Here is a 7,216-nt window from a genome sequence, read left to right on the forward strand (position 1 = left end):
TGAAGTCGGCGTGATGATTGTGGTCGTGAGCGGTTTTGGTTGCCATAGAAGTCGTTTGAGATGTGGTGGCGTGCGAGTGCGGTAGGGCGGGGTTGTGTCTTTGAAGCGGCGCAGCCGCTTGGCCCACGCACCGCCGCGGGTTCTCAGGTTCCGCCACCTGCACCGCCACGCAGAACGAGCCTGGAAACAGGCTCTACAGGAGGCGAAGTGACGCTCGACGCGCAGCCGCGCGAGGCCGCCCTGCGGTGGATCGCCGGCGACGTGGACCCGCGGACCCAGGCCGAGCTGCAGGCGCTGCTCGACGCCGACGACCCGGAGCTCGCGGACCGGATGTCCGGCATGCCGCAGTTCGGCACCGCCGGCCTGCGCGCGGCGGTGCGCGCGGGCTCGAACGGGATGAACCGCGCCGTGGTCGTGCGCACGACCGCCGGTGTGGCGGCGTGGTTGACCGAGTGCGGTCACGGCGGCGGTGTCGTCGTGGTCGGCCGCGATGCGCGGCACGGCTCGGAGGACTTCGCCACCGACGCCGCCGGGGTGCTGGCGGCCGCCGGTTTCGACGTGCGGATGCTGCCCGAGCCGCTGCCGACGCCGGTGCTGGCGCACGCCGCACGCGCGCTGGACGCCGTCGCGGGCATCCAGATCACCGCTTCGCACAATCCGCCGCAGGACAACGGGTACAAGCTGTACCTGCGGGGCGGCATCCACCTGGTGAGCCCCGTCGACACCGAAATCGAGGCGGCGATCGCCGCGACTCCGGCGGCGAACGCGGTGCCGCGCAAGGAAAGCTGGTCGATCCACGACTCCGCCTTGGACGACTACCTCGCGCGGGTTGCGACGCTGCCGCGCGGCGACGCGCGAACTCTGCGGATCGCGGCGACCGCGTTGCACGGCGTCGGCGCGCAGACGCTGCGGCAGGCGCTGCATCGCGCCGGTTTCGACGACGTGCATCTCGTTGCGTCCCAGGAGAAACCGGACCCGGACTTCCCCACCGTCGGCTTCCCGAACCCGGAGGAACCGGGGGCGACCGACGAGCTGCTGGCGCTGGCCGCCGAGATCGGCGCGGACCTGGCGATCGCGCTCGACCCGGACGCCGACCGGTGCGCGCTCGGCGTCCGGGAGGACGGCGCCTGGCGGATGCTGCGCGGCGACGAGACCGGCATCCTGCTCGCCCAGCACATCCTGTCCACTGTGGATAGATCGGCCGATCCGCTGGTCGCGACGACGATCGTGTCCGCGACCATGCTGCGTTCGATCGCCGCAGAGTTCGGCGTCCGTTACGACGAGACGCTGACCGGCTTCAAATGGCTCGTGCGCGCCGGCGACGGCGCCGGAACCGGCCTGGTCTACGCCTACGAGGAGGCGCTCGGGCACTGCGTCGACCCGGATGCCGTGCGCGACAAGGACGGCATCTCCACCGCCGTCCTGGGCAGCGACCTGGCCGCCACCCTGAAGGCATCCGGGAGCGGCCTGCCGGAGCTGCTCGACGAGCTGTCCGCGAAGCACGGCGTGCACCAGACCGGCCAGGTTTCCGTGCGCGTCACGGACCTGGGCGTGATCCCGCGCATCATGCGACGGCTCCGCGAGCGGCCACCGACCAGCCTCGCGGCGACCACTGTGGACGTCGAGGACCTGTTGCCGGACACCGATGCGCTGGTGATCACCGGCGCGGGCGGGCTCCGGGTCGTCATCCGCCCGTCCGGCACCGAACCCAAGCTCAAGTGCTACCTGCAGGTCGTCGAGCACGCCGGCGAACTCCCGCTGGCGGCGGCGAAGCAGCGGGCCGCGGACCGGCTCGACGCGCTGAAGCAGGCGGTTTCCGACCTGGTGCGGGAGGACTGACGATGCCGAGGCTGCTGATCGTGCACCACACGCCGTCGCCGGGCATGCAGGCGATGTTCGAGAAGGTCGTCGCGGGCGCCACGACCGACGAGATCGAGGGCGTCGAAGTGGTGCGGCGACCGGCGTTGAGCGCCACGGCCAGCGACGTCCTGGAAGCCGACGGCTACCTGCTCGGCACGCCGGCGAACCTCGGCTACATCAGCGGCGCGCTCAAGCACTTCTTCGACACGATCTACTACCCGTGCCTGGATTCGACGATCGGCCGGCCGTACGGCTGCTACGTGCACGGCAACGAGGGCGTGGAGGGCGCGCTGCGCGCGATCCGGTCGATCACGACCGGCCTGTCGTGGCAGCAGGTCGCGGAGCCGGTCACCGTGCTCGGCCAGCCGGACAAGGACGCGCTGGAGGCGTGCTGGGAGCTCGGGGCGACCGTCGCGGCCGGACTGATGCCCTGAACGGCGTATCCGCCCATCGCGGAGGGTAACGTCCAGCCAGGGTGGCCGAGCAGCGTTTTCGCGCGAAAACGAGGCTCGCCACGCGTGGGAGGTGCCGTTTTCGCGCGAAAACGGCGTGCTCCGCGACCAACCCCAGTTGATCTTGGACGACACGACCGGAGTAACCTGATCGTGTCGTCGGGGCGCGCCCCTTGACGGCAGCAGGGCGCCCTGGGCAAAGCCCGCCTTCCCTCATCAACGTGCGATGCCCAGGGCGCCCCGCACCTTGCGCATGGTAATCGGCCGACCGGTCCGACCAGCTCAGCAGCCCGATCCGGGGGAACTGAGCAGGCCCTCCGGCAGCATTTGGACCGCCGGAGGGGTTACCCTGCGACAGTGAGTGAGGAAGCGATCCGACTCGAACTCGACGACTCCGGCGTCTCCGTGGATCTCCCACAGCCCCCCGGTCCGCAGGATCAGGTTCAGGGCGTTCCGTACCGACCTGTCGAGTTCCGCGACGACGACCTACCAGCCGCCCTGGAGCGGTCCGCCCAATGGCTTCGCGAGGCCCAGAACTGGCTGGGTGAACCCATCGATGTCATCGCAGTCCACCTGGACTACGACGATCGCGAAGGTTCGCCCTACTACGACCTCAAGTTGCTCTGCAACGAAGAGGACCTGGCAGGCGCACCGATTGCCATGAGGAAGCTCGAGAGCGGAGCCGTCGGCTAGGGCCTGGTACCGGCACTCCCGCGTGGTCGGCCGACCACCGCGAGCAAGTGCCTGAACAACGACCTCGGCCGAAGACCGAACGAATTGAGCGCGCTGGCCCGCCCGGACTCCCGGGCGGGCCATCGCCGTTCCGGGCCCGCCGCCGCGAATCTCCCCGCACGCCAAGGGTTTGCGGCCGGGTCAGATCTTGGGCTTGGCCCAGCGCTCCAGGTGGTCCGCCACCTCGGGGAGCTCCCGCTGGTCGCGGCCGACCTCGCGGACCAGCACCAGCGCCTCGTCGTCGTCGGCCTCCACCCACCAGCCGTTCACGTCGCACATCGCCACCGCGGCCACCCAGCCCAGCCGCCAGTTGCCGCCGGCCAGCGGCCGGGTGCGCACGATCGAATCCAGCAGCGCCGCCGACTTCAGCCACAGGGTCTCGTACGCCGGCACCCCGAGGACCTCCGCGCGCGGCCGGTACGCCGCCGCGTCGAGCAATCCGCTGTCCCGCACCAGCAGGTCGCCGTCGGAAACCGCGGTCGCGAGCAGGAGCAGATCGGACGTGTCGAGATATACGGTCACCGCTCAATAGTCGATCATGAAGGGCCGAGCTTGTCCAACAATCCCCGGTATCGCGGCAGAACGCGCTGCATCACGTCGTCCAGCTGCTGTTCCTTCTGCTGGCGCGCCCAGCGTTCAGCCAGCGCACTGCGCACGACCTCCTGCTTGGACCGCCCCTCGACCGCCGCCAGCTCGGCGAGCCGCCGGTTCTCTTCCTCGGTCAGACGCAAGGTCATGGCCATGCGGTAGATGGTATCGCGCTGATACCACCCGAGAAAGGCGCTACGTTCGGTCAATGGCGAGACCGCGAGCGCACGACGAAGCCCTCCGCACCCGCCTGCTGGACCGGGCCGGCGAGCTGCTGTCCGCGCACGGCCCGGAGGGGCTGAGCCTGCGGCGCCTCGCCGCGGACGTGGGCACCTCGACCACCGCGGTGTACTCCCTGTTCGGCGGCAAGCCGGGGCTGGTCCGCGAGCTGTACGTGGAGGGCTTCCAGCGGCTGTGCGACCGGATGGAGCGGGTGTCGCGCACCGGCGACGCGGCGCAGGACCTGACCGCGCTGGGCCACGCCTACCGGGACAGCGCACTGACCAACCGGCACTTCTACTCGATCATGTTCGGGCACGCGGTGCCCGACTTCACGCCCGACGAGCGGGCGTGGGAGCAGGCGCTGCGCAGCATCGAGCCGCTGCGGGAGGCGATCGCCAAGGGCATCGAGGCCGGGGAGCTGATCGACGCCGATCCGGCGGAGGTCGTCTTCGCCGCGTGGGCGCTGGTGCACGGCCTGGTCTCGCTGGAGCTGAGCGGTTCGGCACCGGCCGGAGACGAAGGCAGCGCCCGCTATGAGCGGGCGCTGCGCAACGGTTTCGCGGGTTGGAGGCGCTGACCCCGAGCGACGGGGGAGTTCCTCGGGGCCAGCGCGTCGTGCGCGGCCTTGACTGGCGGCCATGACCACCCACGACTGCTTCGGGATTCCGTCGGTCTTCTCTTTGAAGCGGCGCAGCCGCTTAGCCCACCCTCGCAGCTCGCACCGCCGCGGGTTCTCAGAAGTCTTCTCGCGAGGACAGCCCCAGCGCCGTGTATCCGGAATACATAAGTCGGGGATCCCGGAGTCGAGAAGACTTCTGAGGTTCCGCTACCCGCACCGCTATGCGAGCTGCTTTGAAACAGTCCTCAGCCGAGGGCCTTGTGGATGGCGGTCATCAGCTCGCCTTCGGGCGTGTCGCCGTCCATCGACCACACCATCGCGCCGCCGAGGCCCTGCTGCTTGAGGTACTCGACCTTGCGGGTGATCTCGGTCGCGTCGTCGAAGGTCCAGAACGTGGTTCCGTCGTAGATCCAGGCGTGACCGGCCTTCTCGTCGCGGTGCAGGGTGAACGAACCGGCCTTGGCCTTGAGCAGCTTGTAGTCCTCGATGCCCGCCTCGTACTTGGCCGGGGCAGGACCGGTCGAGGTCTGGAACAGGCCGTTGTTCTGGTTCTGCACGCCGGTCCAGCCGCGGCCGTAGAAGGGCACGCCGAGCACCATCTTGTCGTTCGGCGCCCCGGCGGTGCGCCAGGCGTTGATCGTCTGGTCGATGCTCCACTTCTCCGGCGACGGGTCGCCCTCCGGGCTGTAGATCGCCGACTGGTGGTTCGTCGTCGGCTCGTAGGCGCCGTGCAGGTCGTAGCCCTGGATCGTGCCGAAGGTGAGCAGGCCGAAGACCTTCGGCACCTCGTAGCCGGCCTCGATCTTCTTCGGGTCGGCGGGCAGGAACGCGCTGATGTCGTAGGTCTTGCCGAGCTCCTTGCCGACGGCGTCGAGCTGGGTGCGCCATTCCTGCAGCAGTGCGGTGTAGTTCTGCTTGTCGGCCGGGTCGACGACGTTGCCGGGGCCGCCCTCGGAGGCGGGCCACTCCCAGTCGAGGTCGACGCCGTCGAAGATGCCCGCGGCGACGCCGTCCCCGCCCTGCGGCTCGCCGATCTTCGGCAGGTTGCCGCGGATCCACATGTCGATGCAGGACTTGACGTGCGCGGCACGGGATTGGGGGGTCGCCGCGGCCGCGTGGAAGTTCTTCGACCAGGTCCAGCCGCCGAAGGAGATGTACACCTTCAGCCCGGGGTGCTTCGCCTTGAGCTGCTTGAGCTGGTTGAGGTTGCCCGCCAGCGGCTGGTCGTAGGCGTCGGCCGTGCCGTTGACGGTCTGCTCGGCGGTGAAGCGGCGCTGGTAGTCGGCCCAGGCGTCGCCTTCGCCGGCCTGGTTGACCTGGAAGCACTTGCCGCCGGCGTCGAGGTTGCCGAAGGCGTAGTTGAGGTGGGTCAGCTGACCGGCGGCGCCGGAGGTGTCGAGGTTCTTGACGAAGTAGTTGCGGTCGTAGATCGACCACTGGGTGAAGTAGCCGACCTTGCGGGCGGCGGCCTGGGGTTGGGGGGCGGCCGGGGTGTCGGAGGCCCCGGCCGGGGCGGCCAGCGCGGGCAGCCCCAGGGCGAGGATCGAGGCGAGCAGCACCGGCAGCCGGAACGGGAAGCTGCGTCGTCGAACGGACATGGCGACTCCTGCGTCATCGGGGGGATCGCTCAATGTGGTATAGACCATATTCGGATCAGGTCTAGACCAGGTAGCGCCTGTTCGGCCCAATAACGCTGCTGCGGGCAGGTCAAGCAGGAGCCCGAGGCGTCGCCGGGGCGCCCGCGCACCCCGCACCTGTCCAGGTAGAACCGGTGGTCAACACGACGAACCGGGCCGCTGCGGGACTCCCGATTTCAGGCAAAATCGGGAATTTCCCCGCTGCGACCCGGCGAAGATCGTTGCAATTCCAGGCGAATTCGGGAGGCGTCCGGGACCCAGTGGAGCTACACCGCGCCGTATTCGCGGTCCCCCGCGTCGCCGAGGCCGGGGACGATGAATCCCGACTCGTTGAGGCGCTCGTCCACGCTCGCGGTCACCACCCGCACCGGCAGGCCGGATTCCTCCAGCCGGCGCACGCCCTCCGGGGCGGCCAGCGTGCAGATCGCCGTGACGTCGGTGGCGCCGCGGTCGGTCAGCAGGCTGATCGTGTGCACCATCGAGCCACCGGTGGCCAGCATCGGGTCCAGCACCAGCACCGGGCGGCCGGACAGGTCGGTGGGCAGCGATTCGAGGTACGGCGTGGGCTGCAGCGTCTCCTCGTCCCTGGCCAGGCCGACGAAGCCCATCTGCGCCTCCGGGATCAGCCGGTGCGCCTGGTCGGCCATGCCGAGACCGGCCCGCAGCACCGGCACCAGCAGCGGCGGGTTCGCCAGCCGGTAGCCGTTGGTGCGCGCCACCGGGGTGTGGATCGGCTCCACCGCGACCTCGGCGTCCCGCGTCGCCTCGTAGATGAGCATCAGCGTGAGCTCTTGCAGCGCGGCGCGGAACGCGGCGCTGTTGGTGCGCGCATCGCGCATTGTGGACAGCCTTGCCTTCACGAGGGGGTGGTCCACGACCCGAACGTCCATGACCGACAACAGTAACCGCCCGCATCGCGAAGCACGTTGCCGCTGCTCAACAACGTGTCGCCGGTCGCACGGCCGCAGCCGGGCGTCGGCCCTCCGGCACTCCCGCAAGTTCCATTGAGCCTTTTTCATCCTTCGTGTTCGAGGGTGAGGATGGCTCGGGCGAGGGTGCCGACGCGGTGTGGGCAGCAGCGGACGCGGTCGAGGGCGTGCCAGTTT

8 protein-coding genes are annotated in these 7,216 nt (G+C 69.7%); 4 read left to right on the top strand and 4 right to left on the bottom strand.

Annotated features, from left to right (window positions below):
- Positions 1 to 207 precede the first annotated feature (207 nt).
- The 3 genes from AC07FN_RS19845 (at position 208) to AC07FN_RS19855 (ending at position 3,005) form a co-directional block, all read left to right on the top strand.
- Positions 208 to 1,839 (top strand): phospho-sugar mutase, encoded by a 1,632-nt coding sequence (locus AC07FN_RS19845; RefSeq protein ID WP_478396932.1) that lies wholly within the window; start codon positions 208 to 210, stop codon positions 1,837 to 1,839.
- 2 nt (positions 1,840 to 1,841) lie between these two features.
- Positions 1,842 to 2,294 carry a flavodoxin family protein gene (locus AC07FN_RS19850; RefSeq protein ID WP_093266990.1) on the top strand — a complete coding sequence of 151 codons (453 nt, stop codon included), beginning with the start codon at positions 1,842 to 1,844 and terminating at the stop codon, positions 2,292 to 2,294.
- Positions 2,295 to 2,669: 375 nt separating this feature from the next.
- The gene (locus AC07FN_RS19855; RefSeq protein WP_132485237.1) at positions 2,670 to 3,005 is read left to right on the top strand and encodes a hypothetical protein; all 336 of its coding nucleotides are present in this window, start codon (positions 2,670 to 2,672) and stop codon (positions 3,003 to 3,005) included.
- A 180-nt stretch (positions 3,006 to 3,185) separates the two neighbouring features.
- On the opposite strand, the gene AC07FN_RS19860 is transcribed toward AC07FN_RS19855, so the two are convergent.
- Positions 3,186 to 3,566, bottom strand: a complete 381-nt coding sequence (locus AC07FN_RS19860) for a type II toxin-antitoxin system death-on-curing family toxin (RefSeq protein WP_478396933.1) — start codon at positions 3,564 to 3,566, stop codon at positions 3,186 to 3,188.
- 14 nt (positions 3,567 to 3,580) lie between these two features.
- Positions 3,581 to 3,787 carry a type II toxin-antitoxin system VapB family antitoxin gene (locus AC07FN_RS19865; protein ID WP_358579371.1) on the bottom strand — a complete coding sequence of 69 codons (207 nt, stop codon included), beginning with the start codon at positions 3,785 to 3,787 and terminating at the stop codon, positions 3,581 to 3,583.
- 53 nt (positions 3,788 to 3,840) lie between these two features.
- Here AC07FN_RS19865 and AC07FN_RS19870 point away from each other — a divergent pair, with 53 nt between their 5' ends.
- Positions 3,841 to 4,431 carry a TetR/AcrR family transcriptional regulator gene (locus AC07FN_RS19870; RefSeq protein WP_478396934.1) on the top strand — a complete coding sequence of 197 codons (591 nt, stop codon included), beginning with the start codon at positions 3,841 to 3,843 and terminating at the stop codon, positions 4,429 to 4,431.
- Positions 4,432 to 4,718: 287 nt separating this feature from the next.
- Here AC07FN_RS19870 and AC07FN_RS19875 read toward each other — a convergent pair whose 3' ends face one another.
- Both AC07FN_RS19875 and upp read right to left on the bottom strand, forming a co-directional pair.
- Positions 4,719 to 6,071: a glycoside hydrolase family 18 protein gene (locus AC07FN_RS19875; protein WP_478396935.1), complete on the bottom strand. Its 1,353-nt coding sequence runs from the start codon at positions 6,069 to 6,071 to the stop codon at positions 4,719 to 4,721.
- A gap of 305 nt (positions 6,072 to 6,376) precedes the next feature.
- Positions 6,377 to 7,000, bottom strand: a complete 624-nt coding sequence (gene upp, locus AC07FN_RS19880; RefSeq protein WP_478396936.1) for a uracil phosphoribosyltransferase — start codon at positions 6,998 to 7,000, stop codon at positions 6,377 to 6,379.
- Positions 7,001 to 7,216: the final 216 nt, after the last annotated feature.

The organism is Saccharopolyspora sp. NPDC045941, assembly GCF_056431445.1.